The 16290-nt window shown below is 48.4% G+C and carries 12 protein-coding genes; 4 read left to right on the top strand and 8 right to left on the bottom strand.

Annotation, left to right across the window (positions count from 1 at the left end; all coding sequences use genetic code 11):
- Positions 1–209 precede the first annotated feature (209 nt).
- Together fadA and fadB are read right to left on the bottom strand one after the other, a co-directional pair.
- Positions 210–1382, bottom strand: a complete 1173-nt coding sequence (fadA, locus tag EOPP23_RS14425) for an acetyl-CoA C-acyltransferase FadA (RefSeq protein WP_153766712.1) — start codon at positions 1380–1382, stop codon at positions 210–212.
- A 47-nt stretch (positions 1383–1429) separates the two neighbouring features.
- On the bottom strand, positions 1430–3583 hold the full coding sequence (gene fadB / locus EOPP23_RS14430) for a fatty acid oxidation complex subunit alpha FadB (RefSeq protein WP_153766713.1): 2154 nt from the start codon (positions 3581–3583) through the stop codon (positions 1430–1432).
- 392 nt (positions 3584–3975) lie between these two features.
- On the opposite strand from fadB, the gene EOPP23_RS14435 reads away from it, so the two are divergent.
- A complete protein-coding gene (locus EOPP23_RS14435; RefSeq protein WP_153766714.1) occupies positions 3976–4419 on the top strand; it encodes a universal stress protein in 444 nt (147 codons plus the stop codon).
- Between the two features lie 62 nt (positions 4420–4481).
- Here the strand turns inward: EOPP23_RS14435 and EOPP23_RS14440 are convergent, their stop codons facing one another.
- From EOPP23_RS14440 to EOPP23_RS14460, 5 genes are all read right to left on the bottom strand, one after another.
- Positions 4482–6374 carry an ATP-binding cassette domain-containing protein gene (locus tag EOPP23_RS14440; protein WP_153766715.1) on the bottom strand — a complete coding sequence of 631 codons (1893 nt, stop codon included), beginning with the start codon at positions 6372–6374 and terminating at the stop codon, positions 4482–4484.
- Positions 6375–6456: 82 nt separating this feature from the next.
- Positions 6457–7671, bottom strand: a complete 1215-nt coding sequence (locus tag EOPP23_RS14445; RefSeq protein WP_153766716.1) for an MFS transporter — start codon at positions 7669–7671, stop codon at positions 6457–6459.
- A gap of 152 nt (positions 7672–7823) precedes the next feature.
- Positions 7824–8261 (bottom strand): histidine phosphatase family protein, encoded by a 438-nt coding sequence (locus tag EOPP23_RS14450; RefSeq protein WP_153766717.1) that lies wholly within the window; start codon positions 8259–8261, stop codon positions 7824–7826.
- The gene (locus tag EOPP23_RS14455; protein ID WP_153766718.1) at positions 8261–8569 is read right to left on the bottom strand and encodes a DUF4389 domain-containing protein; all 309 of its coding nucleotides are present in this window, start codon (positions 8567–8569) and stop codon (positions 8261–8263) included. Before EOPP23_RS14455 ends, EOPP23_RS14450 begins: the two co-directional genes overlap by 1 nt.
- A 71-nt stretch (positions 8570–8640) precedes the next feature.
- The gene (locus EOPP23_RS14460) at positions 8641–9669 is read right to left on the bottom strand and encodes an NAD(P)H-dependent glycerol-3-phosphate dehydrogenase (RefSeq protein WP_153766719.1); all 1029 of its coding nucleotides are present in this window, start codon (positions 9667–9669) and stop codon (positions 8641–8643) included.
- A 525-nt stretch (positions 9670–10194) separates the two neighbouring features.
- Between EOPP23_RS14460 and fabA the strand changes: the two genes are divergently transcribed.
- Entirely contained in the window at positions 10195–10707 is a 513-nt protein-coding gene (fabA, locus tag EOPP23_RS14465) for a 3-hydroxyacyl-[acyl-carrier-protein] dehydratase FabA (RefSeq protein ID WP_153766720.1), read from the top strand.
- A 28-nt stretch (positions 10708–10735) separates the two neighbouring features.
- A complete protein-coding gene (gene fabB, locus EOPP23_RS14470; protein WP_153766721.1) occupies positions 10736–11953 on the top strand; it encodes a beta-ketoacyl-ACP synthase I in 1218 nt (405 codons plus the stop codon).
- A gap of 58 nt (positions 11954–12011) precedes the next feature.
- Here fabB and EOPP23_RS14475 read toward each other — a convergent pair whose 3' ends face one another.
- Entirely contained in the window at positions 12012–14702 is a 2691-nt protein-coding gene (locus tag EOPP23_RS14475) for a hypothetical protein (RefSeq protein ID WP_153766722.1), read from the bottom strand.
- Between the two features lie 221 nt (positions 14703–14923).
- Here EOPP23_RS14475 and EOPP23_RS14480 point away from each other — a divergent pair, with 221 nt between their 5' ends.
- Positions 14924–16234 carry an extracellular solute-binding protein gene (locus EOPP23_RS14480; RefSeq protein WP_153766723.1) on the top strand — a complete coding sequence of 437 codons (1311 nt, stop codon included), beginning with the start codon at positions 14924–14926 and terminating at the stop codon, positions 16232–16234.
- Positions 16235–16290: the final 56 nt, after the last annotated feature.

Raw genomic sequence — 16290 nt, forward strand, 5'->3', positions numbered from 1 at the left:
ACATCGGTCAAGGAAAACTGTCAAATCAAACCGTTTTTTTCTTGAACGACCATCCTTTTTTATCGTTTCACAGCCCAGAAGTTTAATCCAGACCTGTTGTTAGAAATATTTCTATTATTTCAGCAGGTTACTGACTTATCCCCTAAAACGGAAAAAGCTGCACCGCTAATGCGGCGCAGCTTCCACTGAAAAACGAAGGGTTTATTCAGTTACAGGCGTTCAAAGACAGTGGTAATACCCTGCCCCAGACCGATACACATGGTTGCGATACCAATGGAGCCGTTATTCTGCTCCATCACATTCAGCAAGGTACCGGAGATACGAGCGCCGGAACAGCCAAATGGGTGGCCCAGTGCAATAGCACCACCGTTCAGGTTGACCATATCATCCATCTTGTCGAGCAGTTTCAGATCTTTCAAAACTGGCAACGCCTGTGCCGCAAAGGCTTCGTTCAGTTCAACGTAATCAACGTCATCCATGGTCAGGCCGGCACGTTTCAGAGCTTTTTTGGTGCTTGGTACCGGACCATAACCCATGATGCACGGATCAACACCGGCAGTAGCCATGGAACGTATCACCGCCATTGGCTGAATACCCAGATCCTGAGCGCGCTGTGCAGACATTACGATCATGCAGGAAGCACCGTCGGTAATCTGTGACGACGTACCCGCGGTTACTGTGCCTTTCGGGTTAAACGCAGGTCTCAGTTGACTCAGGCTTTCCAGGCTGGTTTCAGGGCGAATGGTTTCGTCCTGGGTGAACAGTTTTAAACTGCCGTCAGCGTCATGGCCTTTCATGGCAATGATTTCATTCTTGAAACGACCGGCTTCAGTGGCAGCCTGAGCGCGCTGATGGGAACGAACACCGAACTCATCCTGCTGTTCACGGGTAATGCCGTGCATCAGTCCCAGCATTTCTGCGGTCATGCCCATCATACCGGCCGCTTTGGCTATATGCTTGGACAGGCGCGGGTTTGGATCAATGCCGTGCATCATGCCAACGTGTCCCATGTGCTCAACACCACCGACCACGAAAACATCACCGTTGCCGGTTTGAATCGCCTGGGCAGCAGTATGCAGGGCACTCATGGAAGAACCACACAGGCGGCTCACAGTTTGCGCTGAAGCCGTGTGAGGAATTGGCGTCAGCAACGATGCCATACGGGCAATGTTCCAGCCCTGCTCCAGGGTCTGGTTGACACAACCCCAGATCACATCTTCCACTTCTGCCGGATCAACCTTCGGGTTGCGGGCCAGCAGACCGGTAATCAAATCACCGGACAGATCATCGGCACGGACGTTACGGTACATGCCACCTTTGGAACGACCCATCGGGGTACGTCCAAAGTCAACAATAACGGCATCTCTTGGATTCAGGCTCATAATATGTCTCTCTTTATTCTGTCATTAATCTGTTAAAAGCCGAATGTTCAGACGCCGTAGAACGTCTTGCCTGCGCGGGCCATTTCCCGCAGTTTTTCTGTTGGAGCATACAGTGGGCTTATGTGTGCGTACTTGTCAGCCAGCTCAACAAACGTGTCGACACCCATGGTATCGATGTACTTCAGTGCGCCACCGCGGAAGATCGGAAAGCCAATGCCGTTAAGCAGTGCCAGATCCGCTTCTGCTGGTGTGGCAACAATGCCGTCTTCGTAGGCACGAATGGTTTCCATGCACAGAGGCACCATCATGCGTTCGATGATTTCCTGATCGTCGAACTCTTTCGCTTCACCGACAACGCCGGAGATCAGAGCAGGAACAGAATCGTCAACCAGTTTCTTCGGCTTGCCCTTCTTATCCATTTCGTACTTGTAGAAACCGGAACCGGTCTTCTGACCGAAGCGACCTGCTTCATACATTACGTCCATGGCGCTCTTCCAGTCACGGGTCATACGATCCGGGAAGCCTTCAGCCATCACTTGCTCAGCGTGGAAGCCGGTATCGATACCAACAACGTCCAGCAGGTAAGCCGGACCCATTGGCCAGCCAAAGCGTTCCATAACCTTGTCGACTTTGTGGAAGTTGGCACCGTCTTTCACCAGTGAGGCAAATCCGCCAAAGTACGGGAACAGCACACGGTTAACGAGGAAGCCGGGACAGTCGTTGACTACGATGGCGGTCTTACCCATTTTTTGTGCGTAAGCAACGACGGTAGCAACCGTTTTATCACTGGTCTTCTCGCCACGAATCACTTCAACCAGTGGCATAGCGTGAACGGGGTTAAAGAAGTGCATGCCGCAAAAGTTTTCCGGACGCTTCAGGTCTTTAGCCAGTTCGGTAATGGAGATTGTGGACGTGTTAGAGGTCAGAACAGCGTCTTCACGGACGTGATTTTCTACATCAGCCAGTACCGCTTTCTTGACCTTAACGTTCTCAACTACAGCTTCAACAACAACGTCTACGTCTTTGAATTCGCTGTAAGAAAGTGTTGGAACAATGCTGTTCAGAACCTGACCCATTTTGGCAGGATCCATACGACCACGAGCGACACGTTTGGACAGCAGTTTGGTCGCTTCAGTCAGACCCAGATCAAGACCTTCCTGAGCAATATCCTTCATCAGGATCGGTGTGCCTTTGTAGGCTGACTGGTAAGCAATACCGCCGCCCATGATGCCAGCACCGAGCACTGCAGCCTTCTCGACTTTACTGGCGATTTTGGCCATGCCCTTGGCTTTCTTCTTCAGCATCTGGTCGTTCAGGAACAGATTAACGAAGACATCCGCTTCCGGAGTCTTGGCCAGTTTTACGAAGCCTTTGGCTTCTACTTCAATGGCTTCATCACGAGGCAGTTCTGCGTGCTTCTTGATGGTTTTAACAGCGGCTACCGGAGCAGGAATATTTGGCCCTGCCTGCTGTCGAACAACACCCATACAGGTTTCGAACACCATCAGGGATTCAAGCATTGGTAGCTTGAGAGGTGCTTTCTTCTCTTCTTTGCGAGCTCTGAAATCGAGATCGCCAGACAGCGCACTCTTAACCAGAGATATAGCAGACTCCAGAAGTTTCTCTGGAGCAACAACCGCATCAACCGCACCAACTTTCAGGGCAGCTGCAGGCTTCTGTTCACGACCACCGGCAATCCATTCAACGGCATTGTCTGCGCCAATCAGTCGAGGCAAGCGTACAGTCCCGCCCCAGCCCGGGTAGATACCCAGTTTAACTTCCGGCAGGCCGACGCCGCCTTTAGTGGAGATGACGCGGAAATCAGCCGCCAGGCAGACTTCAAAACCACCACCCAGCGCACTGCCGTTTATGGCGGCAACGGTTGGCATATCCAGATCTTCGAGACCGTTAAATACCTTATTAACGGACAGAACCATGTTCATCAGTTCTTCATCAGCCTGTTTAAAGGTGCTGGTGAATTCCATGATGTCAGCGCCAACGATAAATACGCCGTCCTTGCCACTGGTAAGGACGACACCTTGCACACTGCTGTCAGCCTTGATAGCTTCAATAGCAGCATTAAGGTCTTCAATGGCCAGCTGATTAAACTTGTTGACTGACTCGCCTTCCAGGTCAAACCTGAGTTCGACGATGCCGTCTTCAAGAGCCAGAACCTTGAATGCCTTCCCTTGATAGATCATTGATTTCTCTCCGAGCGGATTGAAGATGATTATGTATGTAATTGGTTATGCTCTCACTGTCGCTCTGTTATCGATGTTTGAATGCAACAGTTAAAAAGCCCGATTCATACGTTTGTTTGAATTTTGCTTACCTTCTTTTAAATCCCCATCAATGTCAAGCAATTGCAGAAGCTGTCTAGTCATTTTTACTTATATTTTTGCTGTCAATGCGTCTAGTTTCGTTGAATAATGATCTGGCACAGAAAAAAATTGCATTGACTGGTCTATGATCGAAGTGCGCAAACAAAACAGCATTCTTAAACGAGTGGAATTCTGTAGGCAATGGGAGCGCACTTGCGTGGACTCTTGGCACTTATCAATAACAGTCAACAACTGAAAAAGAGAAACAGTCTATGAGCCAATATAAACATATTCTGGTCGCGATAGACCTGTCCGACGAAGCTGATGATGTCCTGGATAAAGCAAAATCACTGGCTGAAACCTATCAGGCACAGTTAACTCTGGTTCATGTTGTCGAACCACTCAGCGTTGCTTACGGCAGTGACATACCACTGGACCTGACCACCCTGCAGGATGAAATCACCCAGCAGGCACGGGAGCGCATCTCCAAGCTGGCCGAAAGTATTCATATCGATAAGGGGCAACAGCATGTCGTTTATGGACGTCCCGAGCGGGAAGTGCATCGAATAGCTGAAGAGTCCGATGTGGATCTGATCGTGGTGGGCAGCCATGGTCGTCATGGTCTGGCACTGATTCTCGGCTCTACTTCAACCAGTATCCTGCACGGCGCCTGCTGTGATGTGCTGGCGGTGAGAGTGGGTAAGAAAGAGAAGTAAGATTAAAAAGAAGCCGGAACATGATTATTCCGGCTTCTTCTCTATAGAAAGGCTGTCAGAACTTACATGTTCTCCAGCTCTTCCCAGCGTTCCATCTTTTCCTCGATTTCCTGATTCAACGTCTCCAGTCTATCCAGAGTTTTTTGAACCTTATCCTGATCATCTGCATAGAATGACGGGTCAGCCATAGCGGCTTCGAGTGTGCTCAGCTCTTCTTCCAGCTTTTCCAGCTCTGCAGGGAGGCCATCCAGCTCACGTTGTAGCTTGTAGCTGAGCTTTTTCTTTTTCGGCTCAGCAGCTTCTGTAGGTTTAGGCTCTTCCTTTTTTCCAGACTTGGCTGTCTGTGGCTCAGCCACCAGCTGGGTAATCTTGCCGCCCTGATGCAGCCAGTCATCAAAACCACCCACGTATTCACGAATCACGCCGCCCGGCTCAAACACCAGAGTACTGGACACTACGTTATCGAGGAATGCCCTGTCGTGGCTGACCAGCAGCATGGTGCCCTGGAAGTCGACCAGCAGTGATTCCAGCAGCTCAAGGGTTTCAACATCAAGGTCGTTGGTCGGTTCGTCCATCACCAGCAGGTTGGCTGGTTTACTGAACAGGCGAGCTAGGAGCAAACGATTACGCTCACCACCGGACAGTGCTTTTACGGGTACACGACAGCGACCCGCCGGGAACAGGAAGTCACCCAGGTAACTGATAATATGACGGTCAGCACCATTGATGGTGATGCTTTCACGGCCTTCAGCGACGTTATCAATAACCGTCTTTTCCAGATCCAGCTGGTTACGAAGCTGATCGAAGTAAGCCACTTCCAGCTTGGTGCCGGATTTCACAGAACCAGTATCCGGTTGCATTTTTTCCAGCAGGATACTCAGCAATGTTGACTTACCGGCACCGTTGGCGCCGATCAGGCCGATCTTGTCACCACGCATAACACGCAGATTTAGATCTTTAACAATGGTATTGTTTTCAAAGGCTTTGGAGATCTTCTTAGCCTCCAGCACCAGCTTGCCGGAGGTACTGCCGGACTCCAGACCAAAGGACGCCTTGCCCTGCACGTTACGGCGATCCATACGTTCTTCACGCAGCGCTTTCAGGGCACGAACACGGCCTTCGTTACGGGTTCTCCGCGCCTTGATACCCTGTCGAATCCAGGTTTCTTCCTGAGCCAGCTTCTTATCGAACAGAGCATTCTGTTCCGCTTCTACTTCCAGAGCATGGGCTTTACGTTCAAGGTATTCAGCGTAATTACATTCCCAGCTGGTCAGCTTGCCTCGATCCAGTTCAATGATTCGGGTAGCGAGAGACTGCAGGAAAGAACGGTCGTGAGTGATAAACAGCAGAGCGCCACGGAAATCCAGCAGCTGCTTTTCCAGCCAGTCGATGGCTACGATGTCCAGGTGGTTGGTCGGCTCGTCCAGTAACAGTACATCGGGGTCACAAACCAGTGCTCTGGCCAGTTCAACTCTTCGACGCCAACCGCCGGAGAGCTCTTTCATCTTCTTCTCTTCAGGCAGACCCAGTTTCTGAATCACTGTGTCCACTTTCTGTTGAAGGTTCCAGCCATCGGCGGCTTCCAGCCTCTGCTGTACCTTCTCAAGACGCTTCATGTCCTCATCGGTCTCAATGTTCATGGACAGTTCGTGGAACTGGCTGATCCATTCACCGACTTCCTCGAGACCGGACGCAACAACGTCGTAAACCTTTTTATCATCCTGATCCGGTAAGTCCTGATTCAGGATGCCAATTTTAAGGCCGGGTTTGCGCCAGATGGTGCCATCGTCGGAATCTATTTTTCCGGACACCAGCTTCATCATGGTGGACTTGCCGGCGCCATTACGGCCCAGCAGACAGACGCGCTCTCCCTTGCGGATTTGAAATTCGGCCTGATCCATCAAAGGATGGTCGCCGTATGCGAGACTGATGTTATCGAATCTAAGTAGCGGCATTGACTTTAGTGCCTAACCTTATCACTGCAAAATTGGCTGCAAGAATACCGCTATCGTGGTGCTGTGAACAGTCAGGCTGGCGTTATTGCTCTTTTCTGAGCCTGTATCCATAGAGGCAGATGCAGGCAAAAGCTATTAGCTGACATAGAATAATAACGATCAATGCACTGGAGTAACTGGAAGCCGAAAGCTCCACATCTTTGCTTAACTCAAGCAGCCAGCCTACCAGTGGTTGTATGATGGGGGCTCCCAGCAGCATAAAAGCATTGGCCATAGCCATAGCGACACCTTCCATAGAATCAGGCACTAGTTTTCTTACTTCTGAAAATACCAGTAGATAGCTTCCCGAGATAAAGCCTGTACCAAAACAGTAAATACACATGGTTGCTGAGTCACAGTCCGAGTAGAAAATATAGCTACTGCCTATAATCACCAGAACAGCACAAACCTGCATGATCAGAACAGCACGACCTGTTAATGAAGCAAGCAAACCCAGCGTCGGAGCGCCTACTGCAGCACCAAGGTAAATTAATGATACTGCGTGTTTTGAATGTCCCAGCTGATCATGGAAGCGGCTTTCGAGAAAAGGAATGCCCCATAACCCGGCAAAGCCGCTGATCAAGGCAAAAAGCCCTAAACCATAGATGCAGCAAAACCAGAGGCTGGGGTTATTCAGCAATTGCTGCCATTGATAGGGCTCACTTAAATCCTGATGCGAAACATTAGCCGTTGGATTTCTTACACAAATCAGTAGCAGGCCACTTAGGCAAACGCCTGTAATAGCGACAAACAACATGGTGTCGCGCCAACCAGATTGCTCAATGAGGCCAGGAAGAAGCATTGGTCCTAAAGCTCCACCAAGCATGGCCGCACTCTCGATCAGACCGCTGAGAAAGGGAAACAGTTTTTTCGGAAACCAGCGAGCCACCAGTGACAAACAGACAACAATGGCTGGCGATGTTGCAATCCCCATAACGGCTCGGCTGATCAGTGTTTCCCAGTAATTTTCTGAATGTGAAAACCAGTAGATGGCCAGAGACATCAGCAAACAGCCGGCTGCCAATAACTTTCCGGGATGACTACGGTCCGCCAGCACCCCCCCAGGTACCTGACAGAAGAAAAGTGCATACAGAAAAGCGCTGCCCATAAACCCTACCTGGGTCAGGCTCAGGTTCAGGTCTTTCGAAAGTTGAAACACCATCACTGATGGTGCACCCTGCATCATAAACTGATAAATACAAAACAGGGTTGCAACACCACTGGCGAGCACTCCCTGCACCATTGACCATCTCTGCACCTGCGAGCCCTTTATGACTGCAACAACGGCATTATTTCGCTGTTCTGGTTATAGGAATTGATTCGAAAAGAAGAATCAGGGCAGATATAGATTAGGGCAGCCATGAAAAAGTTCATGGCTAATAGGAATGTAAATTAATATTTTTTAGTGAATTAGCCTGAAAAGGCTTTTAGTCGAGCGAGGCCGGGACCAGGAAGATCCATCTCGAGGATAGTCGCTGAACCTGTATTAAAAAATGGGCCACCCGTTTCAGTTCCTTCACAGAGAACAGAGACCAGTGATGAAACCAGTGGCATATGACTGACGATGATGAGGTTTCCCTGTTCAGGAAAAGAAAAGACTGCATCAGTTGCAGAATCATCTGGTGTTATACCGTCAAGTACACTGATTGGCAGATTAAGATTTTGTGCGAGAATGTCGCCACTCTCACGAGCTCGAACATAGCTGCTGGTCAGAATCTGCTCGAACCCATAAGGCTTCAGTTTTTCCGCCGTCAGTTCAAGTTGCTGCCTGCCGTAATCAGTCAGGGTTCTCAGTCTGTCTTCAGCAGCAAAGCCTGCATCACCGTGTCGAACAATTGCAACTAGCATTATACGTTCTCGTGCTCCTGAGTCTCTTGTGGTGAGTCAGTTGGCCAATCTGAAAATGGGTAGGGTTTACTTTCAGAGTTGAAAGTAATGTACTGAATTATCTGGTAAATATAATAATTTATGGATGAACTCAGGCTAAGCAGGCGCTCATTAGGGTGGCCAGAGATAAAGCCAAGCAGAGCTTGAACGATAGCGATCAGAACAACGACCGGAGCAAGGACCGAAACCACCAGATAAAACAGCACCATAAAAACCAGGCGCAGCCACCGTGACTCGGAGACCAGGTTTTCCTTAATCTTGCTATCCATTTATTTATTCCTTTTATTCACCAAAACCGGTTGTTGGGAAAGGGCTTTTATCAATAAGTCACTATCAAAAATCAGCGAACCATGAATTCTACGTCCGTCTTTTGCTCGCGATTCATCATATTTTTAACCAGGTCATGTACTTTGAAGTCTTCAAAAATAACCTTGTGAAGCCCTTCGACAATAGGCATATACACATCCAGCTCTTTTGCTTTCTGCTTTACCTGACTCAGGGTGTTAACTCCTTCAGCGACTTGGCCGAGCGCCTCTTCTGCTTCCTGCAGTGTTTTGCCCTGCCCTAAAGCGAATCCAACCCGGTAGTTACGACTGAGGTCAGAGGTGCAGGTGGCTACCAGGTCACCGACACCGGCCAAGCCAAGGAAAGTCAACGGGTTCGCGCCGAGTGTTACCGCAAAGCGGCTCATTTCCGCCAGACTGCGGGTAATCATCATACTCTTGGTGTTCTCCCCCATCCCCATGGCTGCGCCCATACCGGAAACAATGGCATAGATGTTCTTCAGTGCTCCTGCCAGCTCAACACCGTAAGTATCATGGTTGGAGTAAACACGAAAATAGTCACAGTACAGAACCTGTTGGACGGTTTCGCAGAGATCATCATCTTCACTGGCGATCACCGTGGCAGTAACCGCCTTGGCGACAATCTCCTTGGCCAGATTCGGCCCGCTGAGCACACCGATGCGGGCATCGGGTATTTCTTCTCTGAGGATTTCACTCATCAGATCAAAGGTGACCGGTTCAATGCCTTTAGTGGTACTGACGACTATTTTGCCAGAAAGGAATGGAGCTGCTCTCTGGACCACTTCCCTGAAGGACTTACTGGGAATGGCGATCAACACGATATCAGCACTGGCCACAACGTCGTTTATATCAGTAGACGCTGTGACAGAAGGGTGAATATTGAAATCCGGTAGATATCTGTGGTTTATGTGGTCTTCATTAATGCCCCGTACCTGCTCTTCACTGCGCATCCACAGGTTAACCTTGTGGCCTTTCTGTGCTGAGATGTCTGACAGGGCGGTACCAAAGCTGCCACCGCCCAGAATGGCAATGGTATACTGCTGGCTAGCTTCGTTTGGCGTCATTGCAATCAATTCCGGCTGTAAGTCTTGGGAATCCGTTAAGGATTCCAGATTGATATCGGTAAAATCATACAATACTCACCACGTATATGGCATGAGTGAATGATAAAATCCAACGCCTTTCAGAGCTATTTAAACGCTTTTGATATAATGGCCGGATTAATAGCTGCTATTTTCATATTTCAGAGTCTTCACATTTCAGGAGCCATTGAACATTGACCATTGATAGTTATTAAGAACTGTTGAGAGTCATTACGATGATCCCGATACTGAAAGACCTCTAAATGTACAGATAAGACGGGATTTAGGTACCAAATGTCACTGAAAGCCTCTCAACTGTTGTTTTTTTGTTAAATTCAACACCCAGCCGCTGATTGCTGGCAGTTGGCAGTGGTATAGTGCAGCATCGGTACGAAAGTAATGAATTCCCGTGGCCAGTGACCCGTCAGATAACGGTCTGTTTGGCATATCAGTACATGGCAAAACAGCCATATTTCGGTCACGGTCTGATCCAGGAATAAAGAACGAATGAAGCAAGAATCCTTTGATAAAGAAGACCTGCTCCGCTGTTCACAAGGTGAACTGTTTGGTCCGGGCAATGCACAGTTACCAGCACCAAACATGCTGATGATGGATCGCATTGTTAAGATCTGCAACGAAGGCGGGACTTACGGCAAGGGAGAGATTATTGCAGAGCTGGATATTTCTCCGGATCTCTGGTTTTTTGACTGTCACTTCCCTGGTGATCCGGTAATGCCTGGTTGTCTGGGGCTGGATGCTATGTGGCAGCTGGTTGGTTTCTATCTCGGCTGGGTCGGTAATCCTGGCAAGGGCCGTGCGCTGGGTAGTGGTGCTGTGAAATTCACCGGCCAGATTCTGCCAACGGCAAAGAAAGTGACCTACAAAATCAATATCAAGCGCGTTATCAGTCGTAAACTGGTGCTTGGTATTGCTGATGGCAGCGTCAGCGTAGATGGACGTGAAATCTATACCGCTGAAGGGCTCCGTGTCGGGCTGTTCCAGAGCACAGACGCTTTTTGATTTATTTGGATAATTTGGGTTTAGACACATGAAACGCGTTGTTATTACAGGGATCGGCATCACATCTTGTCTGGGTATCACTCAGGACGAGGTCGCTGACAGTCTGAAAAATGGACGCTCAGGTATTCGCTTCAACGAAAGCTATGCCGAGAAAGGGTTTCGCAGTCATGTTTCCGGTACCGTAGACATTGACCTGAGCGAACACATTGATCGTAAAACGCTGCGTTTTATGGGACTGGCGGCTTCCTATGCCTATGTTTCCATGAAGCAGGCTATTGCAGATTCCGGTCTGACTGAAGACCAGGTCTCTAACCCGCGTACAGGTCTGATCGCTGCTTCCGGTGGAGCCTCTTCCGAGAACATCGTTGAAGCTGCAGATATCATGCGTGAGAAAGGTGTTAAGCGTGTCGGTCCTTACCGCGTAACGCGCACTATGGGCAGCACTGTATCAGCCTGTCTGGCAACACCGTTCAAGATCAAGGGTGTTAACTACTCCATTACTTCTGCTTGTGCGACCAGTGCCCACTGTATTGGTAACGCGGTTGAACAGATTCAACTGGGCAAACAGGATGTCGTCTTTGCCGGCGGTGGTGAAGAAGAGCACTGGTCACAGACTGGCCTGTTCGATGCCATGGGCGCACTGAGCACCAAGTACAATGAAACCCCTGAGCAAGCTTCCCGTGCCTACGATGCTGATCGTGACGGTTTTGTTATCGCTGGCGGTGGCGGCATGGTTGTGGTTGAAGAACTGGAACACGCTAAAGCTCGTGGTGCCAAGATCTATGGCGAAATCGTAGGTTACGGTGCAACGTCCGACGGTTACGACATGGTTGCCCCTTCCGGTGAAGGCGCTGCCCGCTGCATGCGTCTGGCTATGGAGACTCTGGATGGCCCGGTTGATTACATCAACACCCACGGTACCAGTACTCCTGTTGGTGACGTTGCTGAACTGAAAGCACTGAAAGAAGTGTTTGGTGGCGAAATGCCAACCATCAGTTCCACCAAGTCTCTGTCCGGGCACTCTCTGGGTGCTGCTGGTGTTCAGGAAGCAATCTACTGCCTGCTGATGATGAAGCACAACTTCATTACAGCTTCTGCAAACGTAGGTCAGCTGGATGAACAGGCTGAAGGTCTGCCAATTCTGGTGGGTGAAGCTCGTGAACAAAAACTGAACCGCATTATGTCCAACAGCTTCGGCTTTGGCGGCACTAATGCCTGTCTGGTTATGCAGGCATACGAAGGATAAGATTTTTTCTTCCTTACTAAAAAGCCCTGATTTTTTCAGGGCTTTTTTTTGGGAAAAATCAATCTCGTTTGACCCTTCCTACCGGTCTACCGCCTTTTGAAAGTTGCAGTGACATAAGCCCATTTTCGAACTCATAGGCTGGTGCTCTGGGAATTGTTCTGCACCTGCTCTGTAAACTTTTTAAACTCCTTGGACCTCCTCCCTGATCAACAGCCTGTAGTTCAATAAGAGGCGCCAGAGCCTGCTGAATTTCTTGCCTTGTCATGAATGTCACAACATGCTCCATCTCCTGCACGGTAAACAGGTTGTACTTAATGGCTTTTAGAATATGAACCAGGCAGTGGTTTTCAAGCTCAGTGGCCTGGTAGCGATTGGCCAGCTGGAAAAGAGATACGATAGCTGATGCAGGTAATTCGCCAATGTTCCCTAGGTCTCCTGAAGTGAGATAAGTTTCAAAAGCTTTTTCTGCTAAGGGGTTGTTGGAATTAGCATTTTTGAAAGAGACCTTGTCCGTATTACCAAAGTGTTGTGCACTGCCAATGTATTCGCAGCGAGCTGCTAAAAGGTTACGGTCCAGCCTGACCTCACCGCTGCGAAACTGAAGCGTACAGGGTTTATCAGCCAGTCTCGTACGACGTATAGCTTGCGAAGCTTTTCCTTCCTTTGCTTTAACCTCTGTAATTATCTTATCGATATGAGAGTTTTGACTACCAACAAAAGGAACCTGATAGATATCAAGACAATGCAGTACCGTATCGAAATAGTTAGCCAGAGTATCTGCACCTTCATAGTCACCAGGGGCTATTGTGTCGGGCGTCAGTGATTTCCTGATCAACTGTTCCCGTGCTCGGGTAATATGAGCTTTCAATTCGAGAAACTCCTCTGCCCCAACTGGTTTTCCTGTCATTAGCGAAGCTCCTGTGGTTCTAGCCTGCCTACGTAGCTTCAATAAGACACGCTCTATCTTTTCAGTTGAATTGAAGCGCGCTGGCATGAGGGGTTCTTCGTCCTGGCTATCTGCTGAACAAAATTTACCCGCCAGTACGGTATTCAACTTTTCTGTATTCAGTCTTCGAACAAGATGGAGGGTTGTAGTGGACAGGATGTCATAGCCTTTACGTGTCATCTGTTCATGAAGTGACTCTCCTTCATTGATTATCACACCGTTATAAATCACTCTCTGAGTACAGAGCGGGTACCCTTTTTCAGCTACATCCATACATAAATCTGCAACAGGCCCTGCAAGATTAAGATCCCCCAAGGTGATGGTCTGGCCAGTCAGTGTTTTCATAAACACAGCGGATAAGTGTGCCGGCGGGGATTTTCTGAGATTAACTTCAAGCTGGTGTTTAGCTTCCCACTGGCTGATTCGTTCTGACAGTGGTAGATCCGCATCGGACCGGTTTCGTTCGAGTAAAGATTCAGTAGGCTTGATTGATTCGAGTGCTGCCAGACTGGTTAACCCCTGATCATCATCCTGGTAATAATAATCATCAAGCCCTTGTGGCCTTTGCCAATCATAACCACCTCTTTGCAGAGCATGCAGAGACGGGTACTCCGCTTCAGCCCATGGGTCTATATATTCGGGCACTGTTGGCAGAGCTGGTGGTAACCCCTGCCTTTCGCTGGCGAACAATGACATAGGAGGGGCGTCGTCGTCATATTGGTAATGGGGTGCAATAGGCTGTGATCTTTGCTGCTGAAAAAGAGCTGCAGCCCGCTGGTTATTACCGGCAGAGATATCTCCAAGAATTCTTGAACAGTCCTGAGAATGAAACTCTCTTCTATAGGGCGCATGCTCATGCTGAGCAAGAGACTCAAGTTGAAAACGTGCACCGAGATTTCCTGCAACTGCAAGCTCATTAAGTTTCTTAACCAATACATCAGGAGGGATCTTCGAACGATCAACGTCACCCACCAGACATAATTGGGTCATTTCAAGCCATGCTTTTTGAACTTCAATAGGCTCGTTTTGTAGCTTGGCAAGCTGGTAGTAGGCGAAGAACGCCTTTTCATGGTCACCTGCTTTGGTTGCTATTTTAGCCTCACTTTTTAAATTCAGTAATGGCATGCCTTTCATATAATCATGTCTTGCCAGCTTTGGAGAACTCGGTGGAGACATTCGCTGAGCGCGACCAACAGCCATTGTGTCTCTGAAGAGACCGTCGCTTTCAGTCTTTTTTCGAAATGTAAATAGAGTTTCTGCTTGCTCAAGCAACTTATCTGTATTGGGATGATTAAGACTATTAAGTGCCAGAAGTGCCGTTTTGAGCTGGGCTGGATCAAGGTCTTTATCACGTATTTTTTGACTAGTTCTTAATTCAACAAGATCTTTCAGGCATTCTGCGCAGCTATCAGGTGTTTCAGCGTAATTTTTCACGTGGTTAGCCGGAATTGGAATTATATTGTAAAAACAAAAGCGACTGAAAATTCCTTTTGCTTGTGAGTGCTTATTCTTCCGTAATAAATCCAGATCACCGATAAGCTGACAATATTCCTGCTGATCAGGTCGTTTTTCTGAACAAAGTACTCTCTTTAATTTTTTTTCGAGCTCGGATGCAACCTGATTAATGTCTCTGCAGTCACGTTTGGAAAGCCCTGTTGCCTGAGGTTGGCCCTGCGGAATACTCTCGATATATCGGGTTGCTGAGTGCGTCCGATACTGGCTGGTCTGCTCACCTTCTTTGATGGGAGGTTGTTGTCTTAATTCTGGGCTCCATCTCGAACCGTTGTTTTCATACGGATTCATTCTGGTACTCCTTTACTGCTATTGAGAAACAGTCTAGACAGAACTTAGGGAGAGCTTCGAGAGATCATTCTTGTCATTCTGTTTATAAAAACTCGGATTGTTTAGTTGACGGTCAAAAAAATAACTCTTGGCTTGTAACTAAACTGAAGCAGTTTTGTCGCCTCTCTGTCATGTCTTGCCATCAATATGATTCTGTTTTCAATTAAAAGCAGGATAGATTTATGCTGGGAAAAATAACTAAAACGGCACTGTCTGCCACCATAATGGCTGGTTCGCTTATCAGCAGCACTTATGCGGCAACAGATATTACCCTCTGGCACGCCATGAGCGGTCGTAACGGTGAAATGGTCAAGGAAATTGCAGATCGTTTTAACAAAAGTCAGGGTAAGTATCACCTGAAAGCCATAAATAAGGGTGGCTACGAAGACACCATGACAGCGGGCATCGCAGCATTCAGAGCCAGACAGGCTCCGGATATCATTCAAGTGTTTGATGCCGGTTCAGCAACCATTATTAATGCCAGGGGGGCGGTTTATCCTGTGCAGGATCTGCTGGAAGACAATAATGTTGCTTTTGATTCAAAAGACTATATTCCCGGCGTAAGAAACTTCTATGCAGATTCTCAGGGAAAAATGATTGGTCTGCCATTCAACAGCTCGACCCCCCTGCTCTATTACAATAAATCCGCTTTGAAAGCAGCAGGTATTGTGCAACCTCCCAAAACATGGGAAGAGTTTGAAGCGATGGCGCCGAGGTTGAAAGCGGCTGGTTTTACCGCTCTGGCACAATCCCACAGCCCATGGATTTTCACCGAGAACTTCCATTCCCGTCATAACCTGCCAATGGCCACCGACAACAATGGCTTTGACGGTACTGATGTAAAAATCCTCTACAACAATGACCAGCTGAAGATGCACTGGTCCAAGGTTAAGGAATGGCTCGATAACAAATACTATGGCTACTTTGGTCGTGCCTGGGGAGACAATCAGGATGCTTTTGTACAACAAAAAGTGGCTATGTGGCTGGGTTCTTCCGGTTCCTTCGGTAACCTGAGAAAAACAGCGGACTTCGATTTCGGTACAACTTACCTGCCTTACTGGCAGAGCATCACTTCCAGCCCGAAAAGCACCTTTATCGGTGGTGGTGCTCTGTTCAGTTTCTCTGGTCACTCAAAAGAGCGATACAAGGGAGCAGCCGAGTTCTACAAGTTCCTGACCAAACCTGAAATTCAACTGCTTTGGCACAAGGAAACCGGATACGTTCCTATCACTAATGCGGCTTATAAGCTGGCAAAAGACACGGGCTACTACAAACAGAAGCCGGATGCTGAAATTGGCATTCTTCAGCTGAGTCAAGAGACCGGAGACTGGTCAAAAGGCTATCGACTGGGATACTACGTTCAAATCAGGGAGAGTCTGTATAAGAACTATGAACAGATTCTTTCTGGTGATGCCAGTGTAGACAGTGCATTCAATAAGATTGAAAAAGAGTCCAATAAACTGCTGGCAAGGTTTAACAAGACGTATAAGTAATCCGGCAGGGTAACAGCGGTCTTAGTTATACGGGCTGCTGTTACCTTAATTAAGGC

The organism is Endozoicomonas sp. OPT23 (genome assembly GCF_009653635.1).
In the GTDB taxonomy this organism is placed as follows: Bacteria; Pseudomonadota; Gammaproteobacteria; order Pseudomonadales; family Endozoicomonadaceae; genus Endozoicomonas_A.

Bases quoted from the DNA above. Each gene is read 5' to 3' on its own strand.
- fadA (WP_153766712.1), bottom strand. From the start codon at position 1,382: ATGAGCCTGAATCCAAGAGATGCCGTTATTGTTGACTTTGGACGTACC.
- fadB (WP_153766713.1), bottom strand. From the start codon at position 3,583: ATGATCTATCAAGGGAAGGCATTCAAGGTTCTGGCTCTTGAAGACGGC.
- EOPP23_RS14435 (WP_153766714.1), top strand. From the start codon at position 3,976: ATGAGCCAATATAAACATATTCTGGTCGCGATAGACCTGTCCGACGAA.
- EOPP23_RS14440 (WP_153766715.1), bottom strand. From the start codon at position 6,374: ATGCCGCTACTTAGATTCGATAACATCAGTCTCGCATACGGCGACCAT.
- EOPP23_RS14450 (WP_153766717.1), bottom strand. From the start codon at position 8,261: ATGCTAGTTGCAATTGTTCGACACGGTGATGCAGGCTTTGCTGCTGAA.
- EOPP23_RS14455 (WP_153766718.1), bottom strand. From the start codon at position 8,569: ATGGATAGCAAGATTAAGGAAAACCTGGTCTCCGAGTCACGGTGGCTG.
- EOPP23_RS14460 (WP_153766719.1), bottom strand. From the start codon at position 9,669: ATGACGCCAAACGAAGCTAGCCAGCAGTATACCATTGCCATTCTGGGC.
- fabA (WP_153766720.1), top strand. From the start codon at position 10,195: ATGAAGCAAGAATCCTTTGATAAAGAAGACCTGCTCCGCTGTTCACAA.
- fabB (WP_153766721.1), top strand. From the start codon at position 10,736: ATGAAACGCGTTGTTATTACAGGGATCGGCATCACATCTTGTCTGGGT.
- EOPP23_RS14475 (WP_153766722.1), bottom strand. From the start codon at position 14,702: ATGAATCCGTATGAAAACAACGGTTCGAGATGGAGCCCAGAATTAAGA.
- EOPP23_RS14480 (WP_153766723.1), top strand. From the start codon at position 14,924: ATGCTGGGAAAAATAACTAAAACGGCACTGTCTGCCACCATAATGGCT.